The sequence below is a fragment of the Treponema vincentii F0403 genome, assembly GCF_000412995.1.
GTDB classification, from domain to species: Bacteria; Spirochaetota; Spirochaetia; order Treponematales; family Treponemataceae; genus Treponema; species Treponema vincentii.
Window position 1 is genome coordinate 1,621,311 of sequence record NZ_KE332512.1, and the last position, 20,066, is coordinate 1,641,376.

The window sequence follows — 20,066 nt, forward strand, 5'->3', positions numbered from 1 at the left end:
GTGTACATATAATCTACGATGTTTGCCGAACGGCGAACTCGGAAGGAAATTGAGACACACTATTTGTGTGGCTTAACTTAATATTCCTTTTGTGCAAAATTTTTAATAAAATTTTGCACTATTTTTAGAAAAGAGGGGTAAACGCATCAGGCCGAGTAGATATAAATCGCGGAAAAATTGAGACTGTGAGACCATTTGAACCGCGAAGAGGTTCAACTCTGGTCGAATAGTATCAATTTTTCCACGGGGATATAAAAAAATCAGACTGATGCGTTTACCCTGAGGATCAGCTATGTGGGAAGATTTTATCAATGCGCTCAATAATTTCCGCGTAAAAAAACTGAGAACCATATTGTCTCTTTTGGGAATTGCGATAGGCGTTACCGTTGTTACCATTATCAGTAATATCGGCAGTTCCATGCAGGCAAGCATGGTAAAGATGTTCAATCTCGACACAATGAATATTATCGAAATTGAACCGCGCTGGGATTTTCAGACGCGGAAATCCAATATCACGTTTACCGAAAAATACCGCACGGAGTTGGAACAAGCCGTGCCGTTGATAAAAAACGTATTTTATACGGGCGTTTTCAACGCTACCTTATCGCGTAAAACGCTTACCCTTGAAAACAAGCGGGTAAACGGTATTGAACCCGGCTGGCTTGAAGCGAATAACTATGAATTGCTATACGGTCAGGGATTTACGCTTGACGATTTTGCAAACCGCCGGCATAAAATAATCCTTGGTGAAGATGAGGTAAATTCGCTTTTCCCCGAAGGAGATGCAATCGGAAAAACAGTTACCGTTACGGTTTCATACCGCGGTACAAGCGGATGGAATTTTATTCCGTTTTCGTTTGAAGTATGCGGAGTGGTAAAGTCAAATGACAATTTCAGCAATATCGAAGCGTATTTTATCCCGCGTTCATTCGTAGTTGAAGATATGGGAATCGGAAAAAACGATTCGGATTTAGCGACGGTACAGATTCACGATTCAAATTATATCGATGAAGCAACCGAGCAAATAAAAGCCTTTTCCGATTCGTTTGCAAAAGCGTCAGATACGCTGTGGACATTTTCATATAAAGAATTGCTGACCGATATTTCTTCACAGATTACACTGGTGAGTGCGATATTGACGGCGATTGCGGTTATGTCGCTTATCGTCGGCGGTATCAACATTATGAATATTATGCTTGTTACCGTAACGGAGCGGAAAAAAGAAATCGGTATCCGCAAAGCGCTCGGCGCAAGCGAAGCGGTTATCCGCAATCAGTTTTTGGTTGAAGCCGCAACCTTGAGCCTAACGGGCGGCATATTCGGTATGCTGCTTGGCGGAGGCATTAGCGTTCTGTTGGTACAAACCGTCTTTCAGTCAAGCAACTTTGAAATGGTCTTTTCTCCGAATATCACCGGCTCGGTTATTGCCTTTGCGGTATCCATCACTATCGGCATTTTCTTCGGATTCCGCCCAGCCGTTAAAGCCGCCCGTCTCGATCCGGTAAAAGCGTTGTCGGATTGATTGCAGAAACAGCCTATGCGTTCCTGTTGTGCATAATTTCCAGCTCTTCCATGACAAGATCGACAACTGCTTGTTTTTTGTCGTCTCCCTCGCGGCAGCGTTGTTTTGCCCGCTCCCGGAATTCGCTGCAGTCGATAACGGGACTAACCTCTATTACAACCTTGTCTTGGCAAACGATGTCGCCCAGCATATTGGAAGGGTCGTCGGAGATGCGTAAGCAGTTACCGTTAATGGACACCAGCATCATCACATCGGACGTTCTGATATACGAGTCGATTTCGCGGACACCTCGTTTCGTTTCAGGTTTTCCCGGCCGGTAGCGAGTCCCTGCAGGATATACGATGACGGCTTTTCCTTCTTTCCGCACTTCTTCCAGTGTCCGCATCGAAGCAATATTGATGCTGCGGCTCCGTTTTTTCTCTTCCTCTAATTGTACGGGATCGGTAATACCGGCGAGTGTTCTGCTGGGATAAATGACAATACGCTCGTATCCTTCGGTAAGAGCAGCTATAAGCGGATCCTCTTCGGTAAGCTTCATTCCTGCCATTGCAATTGAACGATGGGCAAGTTCTACCCCTGCCTTGCCCGTTTGCTCCATTAAATAGAGGAATATGGGTAAGTCAAGATTGCTGTAGTGTTCGGAAAGGATGATTCCTTTCTTTCCGGCCTTGATTGCTTCTAAAAATTCGGCAACGTGCGCTTCAGGATACAGTTTTGAGCCGTCCAATAAGAGTTTTTGCACGGCAGATTCCAGTATTGAACGGATATGAGGGTTTTCCAATTTGTATACATTTTCTTCGGTGATAACATTGTCCTTGCTTGCATATTGTTCAAACAACGGCCTCAGTTCTTCAAGCATATTTTTTAATACAAAACCGTCCATCTTTTCTTTTACCTCCTCGAAATAACATAACAATTTTCCAGCAGCGCCGGCAGCTCATAAATTGACTTGATCGAAGGAATTCCGGATATTTTAGTAAAATCCGTGAGTCGTTCCTTCTCATCGATTAGCACGCTCTGACCGCCAATTTGAACAAACCCTTGAACGTATGCGGGGCAATCGTCTAAAAAGAGCGTTTCTTCTACCGTTTTATGTACGGCTGTAAGCGCTTTGATAAAAGCATCCGGTCGCGGTTTGCCCTTTCCCTCGTTGTAGGAAATATCAAAAACGCCGAGGAATAGATCGCTGATGTTAAAAAATTTTAAAACCCGCTCTGCATGTGCCATCGGTGCATTGGTTAAAACCGTCATCGGCATCCGTAAAGAAAGCAAAAAATCCCGCAAATTGGGGTCGGGTTGTAATTCGGAAATTTCCGAATCGGGATGTACAGCCTTAAAATAAGTTTCCCTATCGTTAAAATGATATTCGCATTCAAGCCATTCGAGCGTAGTACCGTAGTTGTGCCGCCTTTCGCGCTGCAGTTTTATCGCCTCTTCCAATGGAACCGATAGGAAATCGGCAATGAACTGAAACATCCGTTCGGCAATCTTCCGCTCCATCAAGTTCGATGAAGAATAGAGCGTATTATCAATATCGAAAAGTAAATGATCTATCATTTCCGTTGCAGTATATCACAAAAACTAAAAAAGTCCATTAAAATACGCCTGCGCTGCACTATATGCATAGCTGTTAACCGTAAGGCTGATAATAGTAAAACTGCCGTCTTTATTTTTAATGCAGCGCTTTATGTCTTTTGAAATCTTTTTCGATTCAATGTCGTATACGGATTGTGTAAGTGTAAAAGCACTCGGCGTCCCTTCGGCAATTGTGTACGGCAGCAACGTTTTTACGTACGGGCTTGATGCGGTTAGCAGCCGGATTAACCGTTCCGATGCGGATAATTGATTTCCGCTTTCTGCCGGCGGCAGATTGACCGTACTTACGGTTAAAAAAGCCGTATTTCCGCAGAGAAATGAGTTATCGGCAATTTTAGTCCACTGGCTATCTAAATGGAGTGATATGCCCGATACGTTAATTGTTTCTTTTTTTGCCGTTTTATCGAGGGAAAATGTATTTTCGTCCTGCTTAGGTTCTGCCGGGCTGTAGCCGTAAAACACCGATTCTCCGTTGCCGTTAATAGAGCCTATTTCGATTAATTCCAATGCCGTCTCTTTGTTTGCACCGGTTATCGTTTTAAGGTGAAAGAGGGGGATAAAAGACTGAAAGTCGAGGGCAGCTGCGCCTCCGAATTCTTCCATTTGTTTGCGTACCGTTGCCGTACCGAAGGGCGCTTTCCCTGCACGCGGCAAGGTTTTCAGCTCATAGAGCTTGGGCAAGAGGCTCATTAAATAATTAACCCCAAAGGTATCATCGGGCGTAATGGAAGAGATAATTTGCTGGCCGGTTAATACCAGCTGCCCTTTTTCGATTTTGCCACTGAACAAGATGGATACGGTACTCGTTTTCTCCGGTGTTTGGGTGTGAATAAAAGCGCCGTAGGTTTCATCGTTATAGTATAAAAAGCCTATCCATGTAGGCGCTTTCCACGAATAATCGCGGTAAATAACATAATCGCCGGAAAAGGTCCCCTGCGCCGCTTCGGTAACCGGCTTTTGCGCTGCAAAAAGGAAAACAGGAATAAAAGTCATCATACAGTATATGATGAGCCGCGCAGCATTTTTCTTTAGGAGCCCGTAATAGTAGTTCATTATGATCTCCCCAAAAAAATCAGCTTTTTTCTGCGTTTTCTTCTGCGTATTTTTTAAATTCTTCTTCGCTCATTTTATCGGCATAGATCGGATAGAGTGCTTCAACTAAATCTTCCAATGTAGGAAATTTTGCACCGTCTAATTTATAGGGCATTACTGTACCTCGCTTACTGTATTGAGAATTTTGATGAGCTCTTCTTTTGTTCCTTTAATAAGGGGAACATCCAAAAGAGGTGTATTGATACCCCTAAGATATTCGGGAATGATTGGGGATTCGCCGCATATCCGGGTAAGAATTTCGCTTTCAAAGGCGGGATGATCCTTCGATACCAAAACGAGGGATTCTCCATCGTGCCCCCAGAATATATTTCGGGCATGCGCCGCTGCGTAGGCATGAGCGGTGGCCGTATCGAACATGATACCGTACCGCCGGTAGGAGTCGTTGATAAGCGTTTCCGCTTCCGTATCCGAAACCTGTGCAGGGAAAATAATCGACTTCATAACGGAGGGGCTGAGTGTAAAAATTTGTTCAAGCCGTTCGATGCTGGAAGGAACGGCGGGATCCGCTGGGCCGCGCTCCGAAAGCGGAATAGAGGAATTAATACAGCGGCACCGCCCGTTTTCGTCGCAGTTAAGCGCTTCCGTTGCATCGGTGATAAAACCGTTTACCGGCAAGCAAAACTTCCATGCGTAGAGACCCGCCGCAAGATTGCCGTAGTTTCCCGACGGCACCGCGTAGAATATTTCCCCTGCCGTTCTTGTTTTTATGCGGGTAAAGGCAAACATATAAAAAAACACCTGCGGCAGGATACGCCCGATATTCACGGTATTCGCAAGAGTTAGGTTATAATCTTTTACAAGCTGCCGCTCTTGATAAATAGAGCGGATGAGGTTTTCAACTGCGGTTGTGTCTCCTTCAACCTCTACGGGATAGACGGAGCCGCCGTTTTTAAATAGCTGTTCGGGCTTTAACCCTTTTGCATATCCTTTCGGGTATAAAACAATCAGTTTAAGGTGTTTTTTATTGCCGAATGCCGCAGCCATACTCCTTCCGCCGGCTCCGGTACTAGGCGCAATAACAACAGCGTTTTTTTCATCTATTGTCAGCAGATGTTCCAAGGCGGAAGCAAGCCATAAAAAACCGAAATCCCGGTGATTGCCCGTCGGTCCGTGGAACAGTTCCAGTAAAAACAGACGGTCATCCAGCTGGCGGAGCCGCGGACTATAGTTTTGAAACGCTGCTGCAGCAATCCTTTCGGAGATAACGGGGCTAATTTCTTCTTTCAGCAGCGCCGCGGTTAATGAACCGGCTATAGTTGAAAAAGCCGTCTGTTCATTCATGTGCAATATCCACGATCGCAAATCGTGTTCGGAGTACGGAACATACAAACCGCCGTCGGCAGGCATACAATCAAAGATCGCATGTTTAAAGGAAACAGCATTAGCGCTGTTTCGAGTGCTGACTAACTTCATAGTTTCAAAGCGCTCCTTTATCAAGCCGGTATTTTTTGACAAAACCTTCCGGCTTGTAGCTCATTTTTGCATGGCGCAGCCCCTCGTCTCCCAAATCTTGCTCACAGTTAATGTATACTATGTGTTCGGGAAGCGATTGTGCAAAGGCGTAGTTGATATATTGGTAGCTGCCTCGAAAATCGGTTCGTGCTTTTTCAAAATGGACAACGGCGGTAGCTCCTTGAGCCGCAAATTCAGCCAAACACCATGCTACCGGAGTCCCCTGTACATAGAGAATAAGGCCGGTAAAACCGTCCGTTTCCGGTAAGGCCAAGGCCTGCTGTGCGGCTTCATAGTCGGTTTCTTGGAGATCGGATTGCTCCGTTGCCCAGATATCTAAAATTTTACCTGCATCTTTTTTTGTATCGGCATCCAGTTTTTTTAATGTAAAATCAGGATAATTAGTTAAAAATCCGTTTACATGGTTCTTTTTTTTATGTAACTGCTTTCCGGAGAGGGTGCTTAATGAAAGCCGCGTATAAAGATAATCGAAATTATCTCTGTCTTCCGTAGGGGCTCCTTTGAAGGTTTGAAAAAGGGCGGCATTATTGTTTAAATACGATTCTGAGATTAATTTCCAATATGCGCAGTCTTCATAAAGCTCTTTAATGATAGCGATGGGAAGCGGATCGCCGATAGTGAAAAAAAACGGCTTTTTCCGTTCTTCTCCTAAAAAGAGTAGGGTACGCTCATTAAATCTGCTTATTTTATATTTATAAGAATTTCTAAAAAAGTATAAACTTCCGAAGGTTAACTCCGACATACCGTCTTTCAGCAGCTGCAAATCGGTTTTAATTGCCTGTACTGCTTCAAGTGATAATGGAGAAAATTCAGGATACCGCGCAATGACGTCCATGGCCGCTATGTTACTCTTTTATTAAAAAAATCGCAAGTTCTTTCGTAAAGATAAACAGAGTAACCGCACCGGATTCTTTTTACGTTACCCCGCAAAATAAGTGAGGTCGTTCAACCGGAGTTTCGTCGCTTTACAATTAAGCTGTCAAATCCAATAGATATGCCGATTCGGGCAGCGAAGAAGCATAGCCCGTGCTCTTGGAAAGCGTAATTTCCGTGTGGATTTTATTGTTGACGTATTCAATCATTGCATCCAGCGTTTTTTCGTCAGGCTGTGCCGTTAACAGCTTATTTGACCGTTCATTTTCGCGCATTTTCACCAGCTGGTCGATAAGAGTATTTAAAATCTTCAGCTTTCCGATACTGACGCCGTTCTGATCCTTAGTACGCGGAACCCCGGAAACATATTGAAAATGAGAATAAACAACTTGTTTTGTATCGACCGGAAGATAAGCACGCCCTCCGGCCGAAATGCTCGTCATTGCCGCATAAGACAATGTTGACAACGGTACATAATTCGATACCATACCGATCCCTCCACTATTCCAATAATCGGTAGTTTTTTTATGTACTTTAGAAGAATCTTACGGGGAGAGGCTTTTTTGAGTTTACTGCGCCGCCACACGTAAACAGAGAAAGCATCAAAAGCAATTACCGCCGTTACAGTTTAGCCACCGTCTCCGCAAGTGAGCTTGCCGTTAAACCGTAGTCTGCAGTATGCAGCATTTTAGCGGCTTCCGCATGGGCAAGGCTCGCGGTATAAGCAGCCTCAAGCGGCGGGTATCCTTGGGCGCCCAGTGCGGTAATCATCCCGCTTAGGACATCCCCCGTCCCTGCTTTTGCAAGAGCATTGGTTCCAAGCGGATTCACAAACACGCGGTTTCCGCAGCCGATAAGCGGATAGGCTCCCTTCAGCACCGTTACTGCATGGGGAAAGACGCCGCAAAAGAGCCGTAAATACTCAAACCGATGTTCCTGTATTTCCGCAATGTTGAACCGGCCGAGCCCGCTGTTTGCAAGTAAGCTTTGGAACTCTTTGGGATGCGGCGTTAAAATAGGCTTTTTTAAGAGCGGCAGCAGCTTAGGCAGCTCCGGATTATGCAGAATGTCGGCATCAAGAATTAGCGGACACTCCCGAACCTGCTCACACGAAAGGAACTCAAACGCCTGTTTCTGCATATCAGGCGTTCTACCCAATCCGGAACCCAGCATTGCCGCGGAAAAGTTTTCGGGAAGCTGTTGCGTATACATAAAATCGAACGGAGCGGCAGGCACGGGCGAGCCGAATACGGTAACCAATCCAACCCCGAAATGGAGCGCGGCAGAGGCCGCCAACATACAGGCGCCGGTTTTTTCTCCGCAGAAAAAAAGGCCGTGTCCGTAGCTCATCTTATGGGTATTTTGCACGGAGCGGTGCGGAAGCTTCATATCCGCAGCAGACAGAAGAAAGGTATCGCTTTCTCCTTCGTAGCAGCGCCGCGGCAATCCGAGGCTAAAAACATGAATAGTGCCGGTATAGTCTTTTGCGGCGTCTGAATAGAGTGCGGTTTTTAGGGCGCCCATCGTACAGGTTTCATCGGCACGGAATGCAACCGGCGACGGTATACCGAAGCCGTTTAAACCGCTTGGGATATCGCAAGCGATTTTATAACCTTGTACGGCATTCATCCGCTCAATCAAGGCGCTTGTTTCAGCATCAAGACTGCCGCGGATACCGGTACCGAACACCGCATCGATAAGTATATCGCAACGCTCCTGCAATTCGGTACTTACCGGTATGCCGAGCAGTTCAAGCCGCTCCCGCTGCAATTTGCAGAGCGGAGACTTAGGTTCCTTTACCGAAACCACCCTAACGCAGTAAAGATCGGCAAGCATCCGCGCAAGCGCAAAACCGTCGCCTCCGTTATCCCCCGAACCGCAGACAATCTGCACCAGCGGTAATTCTTTGTGTGAGTAGGATAAATATGACGAAAGAATGCTTCGGATACGTTCGGCCATACCGCGGGCAGCCTGCTCCATAAGCACACCGTTTTTTAGATTAAAAGCCTCTTCCGCCCGCTTATCCAACTCCCGTACCGAATCAAATATCTTTTCCATAAAAAGGCCTCATAGAAAGAAATTAGGCTATTCTTCTTTCTTCAAGACAACCTGTTCAAGCATGATAAAATTATAAATCTTCGTATAAACGGCAGTCATCCATTCACGTATCGGCTGGTCGGAATGTTGTTCGATTTCTTTCCAGTTTTGCAACAAATCTCGGCGCGGTTTATCATAATCCGCGATGCAATTCTTTATGGCATTTCCCAGCGTCATAATATTTTTAATGGAAACTTTAAGCAGTTTAAGCGCCGCTTCGTTAACATCATTCAAATGCTTTTGCACCTGCCGGCCGGCTTCTTTTTCCCGCTCCATTCGCGACAGCAGCGTACGGAATTTTACACCCATTTCGGAGACCTCGGAAAGTTTTTCGTCAAACTCCAAGATTTTTGTCGAAATGTGCATTAAATTATGATAGCTTTCGGAATATTCGGCAGACAGCACCTGCTGCGTCCATTGCCCCCGTACTAAAATTAAATCGGAGAGAGCCCTTATATCGCTTTTAAAGTAATCGACTAAAAACGATTTAAGATAGTTCATCGCATCGGCATAGATATAGCCTTCAAGCCCTCGCTTTTCAAATGCCGCATTGGAACGCGGATTATAGTTTTTAGTACCTGAAGGAATAACATTTCCGAATACACGCTGTACAAGTACCGCTACCTGAGAATTTTTTTGCTCCGTGATAATGTCTTTTAACGTCGTATCAATCGACCGTTCTATTTGCTTAAGATAGTCGTCCGTTACCTTTTCTGTAAAAGGACTGGTTTCTACCGTGTAAGTAGGATCTTTTGTAATGTGTTGGATAATTTTTTCTAAGATATGGGAGCGGCGGATATCGTTCAAAACGCCCAAATGCTTTTTCCACTGAGGAGCATTAACCGGCTGTACATTTTTATATGCCGTAATAATTGCAAAGAGTTTCTCCCAATTTGCATCGAGCGAAAGGCCGTCAAGCACGACGATAAAATCTTTTAATTCATCTTTCAGATATTCACCGTTGACAGTTGAAAAGTTCGGGGTATAAGAAAATTTATCTTCCGGCAAGGCAGGATCGAATTTTTTTAAAAAGAAATAATAGTCAAACAGCACAAAGTGAATAAACTCATTGAGCTGACGGTACAGCGTATCGATTTCATCTATTTTCTTTCCGTCAAACTCACGCATAAAAACATCAAATTCTTTCTGTACCTGAATACTCAGCTCTTTTTGCTTGGCCGTTTTTGCGCGTTCCTTAATAGCATCAGGCGTAAGTTTTTCCCTTATTTGGTGCTGCTGTTTTGACAAATTTTGTTCTACGGTAATCGCTTTGAGAACCTTGGAAGATGCAGCACTCGCTAAAAGTGCTCTCGCAGGCCCGACAATCTTGTATAGCTCGAAAAAGAAACGCGCCATCTGCGGCTGGAACTCTTCGGAAGAAGGTTTATACCATTTACCGAATTTATTTTTTGAAATTTCCTTTGCCAGTGCCTTTAAATGCCGTTTTTTTATCGCCTCCGCATCATCCCGCGGTAAAAAAAGCTGTAATATGCGTGTAAGAAAAGATTCTTTTTTCTGTGCCATAGGTATAGCTATAATGAAGAAAATCACGCAATCTGTCAATCAAAAAAAGCTTTTTCTCCCTTTCAAGCCCTGCGATTTTATGATACTGTAACAGCAGTTATTATCGATAATTGCAGAAAGATAAAAATTCGGCTTCCTTGTGTTGAAGCCCGACACTTTCCATATAACGGAGATTCATTATGCGCCATGATGAAGAATTTGATTTTACCATTGAAACCCTCGGCTCCTGTAAAATACCGTCGCCTATACACCTTTCAAACGTCATCGGAGACCGTATCGCCAATTATGTTACAAACGACGATTTTATCCGCTTTCGGCTGGAGTCCAAAGTCGGAGAGCAATACGGCCCCTTTAAACGAGAACAACTAATCGAAAAAGCAGGCCCGCGGGAAAAGATATTTTTTAATCCAAGCCATGTTCATGCAGGCATTATCACCTGCGGAGGGTTATGCCCCGGACTTAACGATGTTATCCGCTCTGTAGTGCGCTGCTTGTGGGGACGGTATGGAGTTAAACGCATCAGCGGTATTCGCTTCGGTTTTAAAGGACTTTTACCGGATTACCACTTTGACGTTATGCCCTTAAACCCGACGGTTGTCGATGCCTGCCATAAAACGGGAGGAACAATACTCGGTACCTCACGAGGAGGCGGTACACGCGTAGTCGAAATTGTCGACGGAATCGAACGCCTCAACTTAAATATTCTCTTCGTCATCGGCGGAGACGGAACACAAAAAGGCGCTTTGGAAATTGCAAAAGAGATTGAACGGCGGAAGCTTTGTATCTCCGTTGTCGGCATTCCGAAAACCGTCGATAACGACCTGTCATTTATTCAAAAATCATTCGGGTTCGATACGGCAGTTGTAAAAGCCTCCGAAGCGGTCGCCGCCGCCCGTATGGAAGCACAGTCTCAAATCAACGGTATCGGATTGGTTAAGTTAATGGGGCGGGAATCAGGCTTTATTGCAACGCACACCGCCATTGCGAGCCACGAGGTTGACTTTGTACTTATCCCCGAAATTCCCTTCGATATGCACGGAGAAAACGGCTTTTTAAAGCATTTGGAAGACCGCTTGGAACAAAGCCATTACACGGTTATCGTTGTTGCGGAAGGAGCAGGTCAAGATTTAATGCAAAGTAAAAACGAAACGGACGATTCGGGCAACAAACGTCTTTCCGATATCGGCGTTTTCTTAAAAGAGCAAATCGATGCGTATTTTAAATCGAAATCCATCCACATCAATCTAAAGTATATCGATCCCAGCTATCAAATCCGTTCCGCCCCCGCTGCACCGGTTGACTCCATTTACTGCGAACGGCTTGGAAATAATGCGGTACATGCGGCTATGGCTGGAAAGACTAAGCTGATTGTCGGTTTGATGTATAACAAATTTGTTCATCTGCCTATTCACGTGGTTGTCCGTTCACGCAACTACGTTGAGCCGGACGGCTCTCTTTGGCGTGATACGCTTGACGCAACCGGCCAACCGCCGCTGATGAAAAACAAAGTACACGAAAATCGCAGCGAACATTCTGCTGCGCATTAATAATACCATACCGCGCATTAGTTTACCACAAATAAACGCGATACAGAGTGATTACCGCCTTCCGTCCGAAAGGCGGTAATTTTATTTAACGCATGGAGGAACGGACGTCTTTCAGCATAACATCGTGAGAGCCGCCTTCTACAATACTGGAAGGAGACACCAACGTTATTTTGGCATTCTTTTGCAGCTCCGGAATAGTTAAAACACCGCAATTACACATTGTAGAACGCACTTTATACAGTGTTGTTTTAACACCGTCGTGAAGAGAGCCGGCATAAGGCACATAAGAATCAACGCCTTCTTCAAATGCAAGTTTACTGTCTCCGCCGGAATCGTACCGCTGCCAGTTTCTTGCCCTTGATGAACCTTCCCCCCAATATTCTTTCATATAGCTGCCGTTCACCAGTATCTTGTTTGTCGGGCTTTCGTCAAAGCGGGCAAAGTAGCGCCCCAACATACAGAAGTCGCTCCCCATTGCAAGGGCCATTGTGATATGGTGATCGTACACAATACCGCCGTCGGAACAAATCGGAATATAGACTCCCGTTTTTTTAAAGTAATTATCGCGGGCTTTTGCGACCTCAATAAGCGCCGTCGCCTGCCCCCGTCCTATACCCTTCGTTTCGCGGGTAATACAGATGGAACCACCGCCGATACCGACCTTGATAAAATCGGCTCCTGCGTCCGCTAAAAAGTTAAAACCGTCTTCATCGACAACATTTCCTGCCCCGATAGGAATTTTATCTCCATACTGTTTTTTAACAAACTTAATGGTGCGCTTTTGCCATTCGGAAAAGCCGTCGGAGGAGTCGATGCATAATACATCCGCACCGGCTGCTACCAATGCGGGAACGCGCTGTTCATAATCGCGCGTATTGAGTCCAGCCCCAACCAAATACCGTTTTTTTTCGTCGAGCAACTCATTCGGGTGTTCTTTTTTGCTTTCATAGTCCTTGCGGAATACAAAAGCAACAAGCTTTCCTTCCGTATCAAGGACGGGCAGCGAATTGAGCTTATATTCCCAAATAATATCATTGGCTTCTTTTAAAGTAACACCTTCATCGGCATAGTGTATCTTTTCAATCGGCGTCATAAATTTTGAAACGGGCAAGTCCCGCGCCATTCTACTTGGACGGTAATCGCGCCCGGTAATAACGCCGAGCAGCTTTCCATGGGCAGTACCGTCATCTGTTACAGCAACGGTTGTATGCCCCGTTTTTTCTTTTAAACGTAATACATCTTCCAAGGTATTTTCAGGCCTTAAGTTTGAATCGCTTTCTACAAAGCCCGCTTTATAGTTTTTAACGGCACAAACCATCGCAGCTTGTTTTTCTATACTCTGCGAACAGAAGATAAAGGACAGGCCGCCTTCTTTTGCAAGCGAAATTGCCATACCGTCATTGGACACCGACTGCATAATTGCAGAAACCAGCGGGATATTCAGCGTGTATTGAGGTTTTTCCCCAGACGAAAAACGGGTAAGAGGCGTATGCAGATCGATATTTTGAGGACTATGCTCAACGCCGGTATAACGCGGAATTAACAAATATTCATTAAAAGTATGCGACGGTTCTTCATAATAGTATGCCATAATTCCTCCTCATATCTATAGTATATTTTTTATGAATTGTTTCTCACCCTTTGCTTGGACACCGATTATTCACAGTTTACTCACTGATATAACAGATTATCCACAGGTTATCATCAAATTATTTTCACTATTTTCCCTCTTATTTAACCGATATAAATAGCTCGCATTTACAGTCTGAAAAATATAAATCACTTATAATTAAAGACTTACAAAACCATAGCAACAGAGCCGGTATGATAAAAAAAGAAAAAAGCCCGAATTTGCGGATATACATTTTTTAGAATATCCACAACTTCTGCACAAGCGGTGATGAAATATAATATCAGCCGAGTGAAACTTGTGCGTTATTATCGATTGCTAAAATAGTTTTACATTCCGAACAGCGGAAACGTCCCGGGCGAGGTGCCTTTAACTTTTTTGCGCAGATAGGACACGAGAAAATTTTTGGGAAAAGGGTAACCTGAGGAGTAGCAGCGCTTCCTTTGTTTTTAAAGAATGCAATCGAGGTTTCCAAAGAATCGTGAATAGTAAAGAAATTAGCAAAGCCGAGCAATTGAAATACTTCATATACTTTCGGCTGAAGGCTTAATAATACAATATCGCCGCCTTTTCCCTTTACCGCCTTTAAGAAAGCGGTAAAAGAGCCGATACCGGTAGATGAAACATAGTCCAAATGGGCACAATTAAAAATAATCTGAATATAGCCCGCATCAATAAGGGTTGTAACTCTTTTTTGAAAAAAAGTTGAATTATACGTATCAACATATCCCGACAAAATGATAACGATACATTTTTCAAGCCCATCTACCTTTTGGAGTTGTATCTTGAGGCTTTTGTCTTTTTCATTGTCGAAACTTCGAATTATTTCTGCATCATTCATATGAGAATCCTTTCTCCAGTCTATTATTTTATAAAATCAGAACTATACCTGTATTTACCTCTCTTTTCAAGAGGCTTAACTTTAAAATGAAGACCATCCTTTGTCAACCGGCATCACAACTCCATTGTAAGATCCGTCTTTTAATAGAAAAAGAGCGGCTTCCGTAATCGCTTCCGGAGCAATCAATTCTCCATCCGGATTCTTTTTTGCCCATATAGCACGGGTGTCTTCCGTCAATAGCCCGCTGTCGGTAAAACCGGGACAAACGGCATTAGCCGTAATACCGTAGAAAGCATATTCCATACTCACGGATTTGACAAGAGACATAATACCCATTTTTGCGGCTCCGTAGGCGGCGTTTGTCCTAAAGCCCCGTAAAACTTGCGTTTCCGTACCGCCGAATAGTAAAATACGCCCCCACTTTCTCTCTTTCATGCCGGACAAAGCCGCAGAGACTAATATTCCCGGCAGGGTGAGATTTGCGTATACGGTTGTATTCCATTCCTTCGCTGTAGTTATATCGAGTGGTTTTTGCAAAAACGGACCGTAAACAACGCAGAGAATATCAGCTGCATCGGCATACCTGCATAATTCTTCTAAATATGCAACTTTTTGCAAATCACAAATAAGACCTGCAGCATTGCCTTGACTGCACAGGCTCGCAACACGTTTTGAATTTATCTTCCCCTGCACAACGACAGAAACCGATTCCTGTAAGAGCGATTGCGCTAAACAGTATCCAATTCCGCTTGTTCCGCCCACAATCAATGCACTTTTACCCTGTAGAACATTATCCATAACGTATTCCTTTTTTAATACAGTTTATTAGATAGTCCCCACACTCACATTTTTAATTATACTCCTAAGCACTTGACATAGCAAGCGTTCTTTACAAAATAAACCGTTATGAGTATTGAATTCTCCCAACAAAAGCTCCCTGTTGCTGTTGTACTCTGCCGTCCCGAAATAAGCCGTAATATCGGCGCTGTTTGCAGATCGATGGCGAACAATAATTGTTCCGATTTACGTATCGTAGGCAATAAATCCGATTATGATGAAGAAGAAGTTCTCCGTTTGGCAATCCACGCCGGTACGATATGGCAAAACGCACGGTTCTTTGAACCTTCGGTTGCCGGATTAACAGCTTCGATCGCAGACTGCTGTATAGTTGCCGGTACCACACGACGCGTAGGAGAAAAACGTAAGTCATGGGGTATGACACCGGAAGCCTTTGCTTCATTTTCTTTAAACAATGCTGCGGGGCTTACCGGTATCGTATTCGGGAATGAACGGACGGGACTTACAGACGAAGAATTAAATGTTTGCTCAGTCGCGGTTAATATCCCTTCGGCACCCGATTTTCCGTCTCTTAATCTTTCTCATGCCGTACAAGTCGTCTGTTATACCCTGTTCCGCGCCTATAGTCCCCGAAAATACGGATACGAACGTATTCCCTATACGCGGGTTACCTCCGCTGCAGAACATATCAACAGCTGTTTATGTAAGATGGGGCTTTTTAAACATGCAGGGAAAGAAGATAATATCCGCTTTTTTCAGGAGATAATCGCAAGGGCTGCCCTCTCTGCCCGGGAGGCTCGGTATTTGGAAGAGCTTTTTCAAAAGCTTTGTTATGTTAAATGTCAAAATGCTGCGGAAAAAGAACCGGGGATGACTTTGCAGCAAATACAGCCCGTTCCAAACAATTAAAAAGCTCACGGACATTCCCCGGCCAATTGTGCTTACACAATAAACTTAACGCATCCCGTGACAAATATTTTTTTGCTTGTTTTAAATAATTGTACGCGAGTACTCCGATATCTTCTTTATGCTGCCTGAGCGGCGGAACAATCAGATGCGATACATCAAGGCGGTAAAAAAGATCTAAGCGGAAAAGACCTTGATCGACCATTTCCGGCAGGTCGCAATTTGTGGCACAAATTAATCTAAAATCGGAATGATATTTTTTATTCCCGCCCAGTTTATAATACTCATGCGTTTCGATAACCCGTAAGAGTTTAGCCTGTAAATTCAATGTCAAATTTTCTATTTCATCCAAAAAAAGGGTGCCTTGATCTGCTTCCGAAAAGAATCCTTCTCTGTCGATTGCGCCGGTATAGGCTCCCTTACAAGAGCCGAATAATAAACTCTCTGCAAGGTCTTCCGCAATACAAGTCGTATTTATCGCTAGATATTTACCGGCATGGTTTTGGGAATATTGATGAATAAGCGAAGCGACAACTTCTTTTCCCGAACCGCTTTCGCCGTATAGCAGTACGTGGGAATTTTGCTGTGCTGCCTGTAAAATAAAATTCCGTACTATCTGTATTTCAATACTTTGTCCCTGCAGTTTGGTATAAAGCGGATCGGTTACCGGATTAATATCATAAGGATCTATTCTATGAACGATTTTTCCTTCAAGCACATTTTTAATGGTATCGCATAATATATTAAATTCATAGGGAATTGAAAAACACCCCAAAATCATACCTGTTGCAAAAGCTTTTTTTTCGACAAAACTGCAGTGTTGATGCGATAGTAAGAAGATAGGTAAAATAGGATATTGATTATAAATTGCTTTGAGTACAGCCGGCGGATAGCTGCCCCCCGCTTCAAAATCAAATAAGAGAAAGTCGTAGGCCTTTTCCCCTAAGCGCGGTAACACAGCTCTATTATCAAAGATGTAGTCTACCAACCACACTTTTCGAGATACATACGCAAGTTTTTCGGCATCTGTCGAAAATGCTGCGACAAACAAAACAGTTAACACAGCGAAGCCTCCAACAGAAAACCGGAAGAGGCAGGAATCGAACCTGCCGTTGCGAATTGTGCAACCAACGGTTTTGAAGACCGCGAAGACCACCAGATCCCATCAGCTTCCATATAAACAAGAGGAATTAAGCTTCAGTATAAAATGAAATTTTCATTTAAGCAAGCCTATTATTTCAATTCATCGGCAAGTTTTTAATTTTAATCAACAACCCCGACGCAAGCGTCGGGGTATTAAACTTTTTTCGCTTGTAACACCATATTTAGCGTAAAACCGGATCATAATTGCAAAAAAAATTTGCAAGCAGTTATGCCTTAGTTTAACGATTCTTTTACCACAGCCAGATACCTCAGCATTTTATCAATAAGAACAAATGCTTGAGGCGTGAGCGTTTCACGGCTATCCTGCGGACTATGCATCCGCTGCCATGTTTGCGGAATAACCGCTGCAAGCGGTGAAGTAACCGGAATATGAGCATTCGTAATAATGCAGTGCTGCAGCATTTCGGAGCAGGGCATATACCGCATCAGCAGCTCCGCCTCTTTCCGCGGCAGCACGGTGATAACCTGCGCGGTCAATCCGGCGGAAATAAGCCCCGCGTTATCGCTGTAAGCGGTCGGCAGCGAAAGCCAGCGGCCTCGACACGCGGCGTCGGCATATATGCGGCAGCGCCGGTGAAGGGCGATAAGCGCCGCCGTTTTCCGTTTATCCCTGCCGTATATCCCCGACTCGGAAAGGATGAGCGTACCCCCGCTGCCGCACATATCAAACACAAAGATGTCATCCCGCTGCATGGAAAGCGCACGCAGCCCTTGTCCCAAGCGGTACGCGCCTTGGTTCTTAATACTCTCCGCACCCGCTTCTTCGCCGTCGGTAAAGATAATGCGGATATTATGCGCGTCCCGTTTATGCAGCAGCGTTTTCGCAAACAGCAACAGCTGTACGCAGGCAGCGGAATTATCGTTTGCACCCGGACAGCCGGCGGCACGGTCATAGTGCGCTATCAGCGTTTTCATCTTAAAACGGGAATCGTATGCGGATTGCCGATATGTAATAACGATGTGGGTTTTATTCTGAAGTGTAACGGTACGGTAGGGAATATTTTGCGCGGACAGCCACGCCGTGATACAGGCGCAGCGGTCTGCCGCCGGTTCTAAAAAAGCGCTGAAAAAAGGCGATGCGATAATCGCCCGAGCTTGTTCAAGAGTCACGGCGGCAGGTAAAAGAGAGCTATAGAGCTGCTAGGGCTTTTTCAAGCTCACCGACCAAATGCGCAAAATGCTTACACGCCGCTTCGACAGGTTCGGGAGAAGCCATATCGACGCCGGCAATCCGCAGCGATTCGATCGGATAGCGGGAACCGCCGGAGGTTAAGAACTTAAAGTAATCCTCCCGTTCCGCCTTACCGCCCGAACATACCCGCTCGGCAAGAGCAAGCGATGCGGAAATACCGGTCGCATATTTGTACACATAGAACGAATTGTAAAAGTGCGGAATACGCAAACCTTCAAGATCGCTGCATTCTTCAAAGTGCATCGCGGGGCCGAAGTAAGCAGTCAGCAGCTTGCGGTACTCGCCGCGGAGATTCTCGATAGTAAGCGGAGTTCCGCCTTCCACAAGCTTATGCGTCATATATTCGTACTCGGCAAACATCGTCTGACGGTAGAGCGTAGCGAGGATATCGGTAACGCGGATACTCAAGAGGTATGCCCGCATTTTGGGGTCGCTTGTATTTTTTAGCATGGAACGGAACAGCAGCTCTTCGTTAAAGGTGGAGGCAACCTCCGCTTCAAAAATCGTGTAGTTGTAGCTGAGGAACGGATTGTTCCGCGCCGAATACCACGAATGCATCGAATGCCCGCCTTCATGGACAAGCGTAAAGACATCACGGATAACGTCCTCTTTATAATTGACCATGATATAAGGATCGCCGTCAAAGCCGCCCCACGAAAAAGCGCCTGAACGCTTGCCTTTATTTTCGTACCGGTCAACCCAGCCGTTCAAAAGGCCGTTCCTCAGCGTCGTTACGTATTCATCCCCGAGCGGCTGTAACGCTTCGGTAATCATATCAACGGCTTCGTTATACGGGGTATGCCGCCGTACCTCACCGACTAACGGAACGTACACATCGTAGTGCCGCAGCTCGTCAAGCTTGAGCGATTTTTGCATAAGCTCATAAAAACGATGCAGCGGTTCCAAATTTTTGCGGATTGTCCGGATAAGATTGTCGTATACTTCCGTCGGAACCTTATCGGGATAGAGCGCCTGTTCACGGGCGGAACCGTAGCCGCGGATACGGGCGAGCGCAATATCCTGCTGTACCTGACCGGTATATAAAGATGCGATTGTGTTTTTATACGCATCGAAAGTACCGTAAAATTGCATATACGCTTGCTTGCGGATATTCCGGTCGGGATTGATTAAGAATTGCAAATATGAAGATTGAGTAAGCTCCTTTGCTCCGTCGGGTGTTTCAATCGAACCGAAGCGGAAGTCTACATTGGTAAGCGTCGAAAAGCTGCGGTGTTCGACATCCTGCGATTCCGCTAAAAGCGAAAGAATCTTTTCTTCTTTTTCGCTCAATGTGTGTGCTTTTAATCTGATCAGTTTTTCGATAAAGACTTTGTACGGAGCAAAAGCCGCCCCTGTTTTTCCTGCAGGATCGATCCAGCTGCGGATGGTCTGTTCGGGGATATCCAGCAAAGCGGGGATAAACCAACTGGTTTCGGAAGAAAGCTCCGTATCCGCCATCATTGCGAGGGATACTCGTTCGATATTCTTAGGATCGCTTTCGTCTACCGACTTCATCAAAAAGGCATAATGGCTTGTCTTTTCGGAAATACGGGCTGCCGCTTCCACCGCTTGTAAACAGCCGAGCACCGTTTCGGCGGTCAATTTTTCAGGCGCGGCAAAGTCCGTTTTGTAGGTTAACACACGGTCTTTTGCAGCAGCGATATCTTTAAGGGATGCATGCCAGTCCGTGTCGTTTGTAAAAAGTTTGCTCAGATTCCATTGATCGCTTTTTGCGACTTCCGAGCGCAGGGGTACCGTTGAGTTTTTCATACGTTCACTATACAATATGA

Annotated in this window: 18 protein-coding genes and 1 tRNA gene; 3 read left to right on the forward strand and 16 right to left on the reverse strand. The window is 45.0% G+C overall.

Annotation, left to right across the window (positions count from 1 at the left end; translation table 11 throughout):
• The first annotated feature begins 292 nt into the window (after positions 1-292).
• On the forward strand, positions 293-1,522 hold the full coding sequence (locus tag HMPREF1222_RS07120) for an ABC transporter permease (RefSeq protein ID WP_016518829.1): 1,230 nt from the start codon (positions 293-295) through the stop codon (positions 1,520-1,522).
• 13 nt (positions 1,523-1,535) lie between these two features.
• Here HMPREF1222_RS07120 and HMPREF1222_RS07125 read toward each other — a convergent pair whose 3' ends face one another.
• The 9 genes from HMPREF1222_RS07125 to HMPREF1222_RS07160 all read right to left on the reverse strand — a co-directional run bounded on the left by HMPREF1222_RS07125 (position 1,536) and on the right by HMPREF1222_RS07160 (position 10,198).
• Entirely contained in the window at positions 1,536-2,405 is an 870-nt protein-coding gene (locus tag HMPREF1222_RS07125; protein WP_016518830.1) for a 1-acyl-sn-glycerol-3-phosphate acyltransferase, read from the reverse strand.
• A gap of 8 nt (positions 2,406-2,413) precedes the next feature.
• Positions 2,414-3,079, reverse strand: coding sequence for an HAD-IA family hydrolase (locus HMPREF1222_RS07130; protein ID WP_016518831.1), 666 nt, complete (start codon positions 3,077-3,079; stop codon positions 2,414-2,416).
• Between the two features lie 24 nt (positions 3,080-3,103).
• The gene (locus HMPREF1222_RS07135) at positions 3,104-4,171 is read right to left on the reverse strand and encodes a DUF7954 domain-containing protein (RefSeq protein ID WP_016518832.1); all 1,068 of its coding nucleotides are present in this window, start codon (positions 4,169-4,171) and stop codon (positions 3,104-3,106) included.
• Positions 4,172-4,190: 19 nt separating this feature from the next.
• On the reverse strand, positions 4,191-4,325 hold the full coding sequence (locus HMPREF1222_RS13290; RefSeq protein ID WP_006188244.1) for a hypothetical protein: 135 nt from the start codon (positions 4,323-4,325) through the stop codon (positions 4,191-4,193).
• Positions 4,325-5,644, reverse strand: a complete 1,320-nt coding sequence (locus tag HMPREF1222_RS07140) for a pyridoxal-phosphate dependent enzyme (RefSeq protein ID WP_016518833.1) — start codon at positions 5,642-5,644, stop codon at positions 4,325-4,327. The genes HMPREF1222_RS13290 and HMPREF1222_RS07140 overlap by 1 nt, the downstream gene beginning before the upstream one ends.
• A 4-nt stretch (positions 5,645-5,648) precedes the next feature.
• Complete coding sequence (locus HMPREF1222_RS07145) at positions 5,649-6,539, reverse strand: DUF2156 domain-containing protein (RefSeq protein ID WP_016518834.1); 891 nt, start codon at positions 6,537-6,539, stop codon at positions 5,649-5,651.
• A gap of 136 nt (positions 6,540-6,675) precedes the next feature.
• Positions 6,676-7,065, reverse strand: a complete 390-nt coding sequence (locus tag HMPREF1222_RS07150; protein ID WP_016518835.1) for a hypothetical protein — start codon at positions 7,063-7,065, stop codon at positions 6,676-6,678.
• Positions 7,066-7,198: 133 nt separating this feature from the next.
• Positions 7,199-8,635: a bifunctional ADP-dependent NAD(P)H-hydrate dehydratase/NAD(P)H-hydrate epimerase gene (locus HMPREF1222_RS07155; RefSeq protein ID WP_016518836.1), complete on the reverse strand. Its 1,437-nt coding sequence runs from the start codon at positions 8,633-8,635 to the stop codon at positions 7,199-7,201.
• 27 nt (positions 8,636-8,662) lie between these two features.
• A complete protein-coding gene (locus HMPREF1222_RS07160; RefSeq protein ID WP_016518837.1) occupies positions 8,663-10,198 on the reverse strand; it encodes a DUF5312 family protein in 1,536 nt (511 codons plus the stop codon).
• Between the two features lie 179 nt (positions 10,199-10,377).
• Between HMPREF1222_RS07160 and HMPREF1222_RS07165 the strand changes: the two genes are divergently transcribed.
• Positions 10,378-11,745, forward strand: a complete 1,368-nt coding sequence (locus tag HMPREF1222_RS07165; protein ID WP_016518838.1) for an ATP-dependent 6-phosphofructokinase — start codon at positions 10,378-10,380, stop codon at positions 11,743-11,745.
• Between the two features lie 85 nt (positions 11,746-11,830).
• Here HMPREF1222_RS07165 and HMPREF1222_RS07170 read toward each other — a convergent pair whose 3' ends face one another.
• The 3 genes from HMPREF1222_RS07170 to HMPREF1222_RS07180 all read right to left on the reverse strand — a co-directional run bounded on the left by HMPREF1222_RS07170 (position 11,831) and on the right by HMPREF1222_RS07180 (position 15,014).
• The gene (locus HMPREF1222_RS07170) at positions 11,831-13,336 is read right to left on the reverse strand and encodes an IMP dehydrogenase (protein WP_016518839.1); all 1,506 of its coding nucleotides are present in this window, start codon (positions 13,334-13,336) and stop codon (positions 11,831-11,833) included.
• 322 nt (positions 13,337-13,658) lie between these two features.
• Positions 13,659-14,216 (reverse strand): STAS domain-containing protein, encoded by a 558-nt coding sequence (locus HMPREF1222_RS07175; RefSeq protein ID WP_006188256.1) that lies wholly within the window; start codon positions 14,214-14,216, stop codon positions 13,659-13,661.
• An 81-nt stretch (positions 14,217-14,297) separates the two neighbouring features.
• Positions 14,298-15,014 (reverse strand): SDR family NAD(P)-dependent oxidoreductase, encoded by a 717-nt coding sequence (locus HMPREF1222_RS07180; RefSeq protein ID WP_006188257.1) that lies wholly within the window; start codon positions 15,012-15,014, stop codon positions 14,298-14,300.
• A gap of 108 nt (positions 15,015-15,122) precedes the next feature.
• On the opposite strand from HMPREF1222_RS07180, the gene HMPREF1222_RS07185 reads away from it, so the two are divergent.
• Positions 15,123-15,923 (forward strand): rRNA methylase, encoded by an 801-nt coding sequence (locus HMPREF1222_RS07185; protein ID WP_016518840.1) that lies wholly within the window; start codon positions 15,123-15,125, stop codon positions 15,921-15,923.
• Here the strand turns inward: HMPREF1222_RS07185 and HMPREF1222_RS07190 are convergent.
• The 4 genes from HMPREF1222_RS07190 to pepF form a co-directional block, all read right to left on the reverse strand.
• The gene (locus HMPREF1222_RS07190) at positions 15,850-16,983 is read right to left on the reverse strand and encodes a sigma 54-interacting transcriptional regulator (protein WP_016518841.1); all 1,134 of its coding nucleotides are present in this window, start codon (positions 16,981-16,983) and stop codon (positions 15,850-15,852) included. The two genes, HMPREF1222_RS07185 and HMPREF1222_RS07190, sit on opposite strands and share 74 nt — an antisense overlap.
• Positions 16,984-17,005: 22 nt before the next feature.
• Positions 17,006-17,094 (reverse strand) — tRNA-Sec (locus HMPREF1222_RS12750).
• Positions 17,095-17,297: 203 nt separating this feature from the next.
• On the reverse strand, positions 17,298-18,194 hold the full coding sequence (locus HMPREF1222_RS07195) for a M28 family peptidase (protein ID WP_016518842.1): 897 nt from the start codon (positions 18,192-18,194) through the stop codon (positions 17,298-17,300).
• Between the two features lie 19 nt (positions 18,195-18,213).
• On the reverse strand, positions 18,214-20,046 hold the full coding sequence (pepF, locus tag HMPREF1222_RS07200; protein ID WP_016518843.1) for an oligoendopeptidase F: 1,833 nt from the start codon (positions 20,044-20,046) through the stop codon (positions 18,214-18,216).
• Between the last annotated feature and the right edge of the window lie 20 nt (positions 20,047-20,066).

Coding starts and splice junctions, on each gene's coding strand:
- HMPREF1222_RS07160 (WP_016518837.1), bottom strand. CDS start 10,198: ATGGCACAGAAAAAAGAATCTTTTCTTACACGCATATTACAGCTTTTT.
- HMPREF1222_RS07165 (WP_016518838.1), top strand. CDS start 10,378: ATGCGCCATGATGAAGAATTTGATTTTACCATTGAAACCCTCGGCTCC.
- HMPREF1222_RS07150 (WP_016518835.1), bottom strand. CDS start 7,065: ATGGTATCGAATTATGTACCGTTGTCAACATTGTCTTATGCGGCAATG.
- HMPREF1222_RS07175 (WP_006188256.1), bottom strand. CDS start 14,216: ATGAATGATGCAGAAATAATTCGAAGTTTCGACAATGAAAAAGACAAA.
- HMPREF1222_RS13290 (WP_006188244.1), bottom strand. CDS start 4,325: ATGCCCTATAAATTAGACGGTGCAAAATTTCCTACATTGGAAGATTTA.
- HMPREF1222_RS07120 (WP_016518829.1), top strand. CDS start 293: ATGTGGGAAGATTTTATCAATGCGCTCAATAATTTCCGCGTAAAAAAA.
- HMPREF1222_RS07185 (WP_016518840.1), top strand. CDS start 15,123: ATGAGTATTGAATTCTCCCAACAAAAGCTCCCTGTTGCTGTTGTACTC.
- HMPREF1222_RS07170 (WP_016518839.1), bottom strand. CDS start 13,336: ATGGCATACTATTATGAAGAACCGTCGCATACTTTTAATGAATATTTG.
- HMPREF1222_RS07155 (WP_016518836.1), bottom strand. CDS start 8,635: ATGGAAAAGATATTTGATTCGGTACGGGAGTTGGATAAGCGGGCGGAA.
- HMPREF1222_RS07180 (WP_006188257.1), bottom strand. CDS start 15,014: ATGGATAATGTTCTACAGGGTAAAAGTGCATTGATTGTGGGCGGAACA.
- HMPREF1222_RS07145 (WP_016518834.1), bottom strand. CDS start 6,539: ATGGACGTCATTGCGCGGTATCCTGAATTTTCTCCATTATCACTTGAA.
- HMPREF1222_RS07125 (WP_016518830.1), bottom strand. CDS start 2,405: ATGGACGGTTTTGTATTAAAAAATATGCTTGAAGAACTGAGGCCGTTG.
- HMPREF1222_RS07130 (WP_016518831.1), bottom strand. CDS start 3,079: ATGATAGATCATTTACTTTTCGATATTGATAATACGCTCTATTCTTCA.
- HMPREF1222_RS07135 (WP_016518832.1), bottom strand. CDS start 4,171: ATGAACTACTATTACGGGCTCCTAAAGAAAAATGCTGCGCGGCTCATC.
- HMPREF1222_RS07140 (WP_016518833.1), bottom strand. CDS start 5,644: ATGAAGTTAGTCAGCACTCGAAACAGCGCTAATGCTGTTTCCTTTAAA.
- pepF (WP_016518843.1), bottom strand. CDS start 20,046: ATGAAAAACTCAACGGTACCCCTGCGCTCGGAAGTCGCAAAAAGCGAT.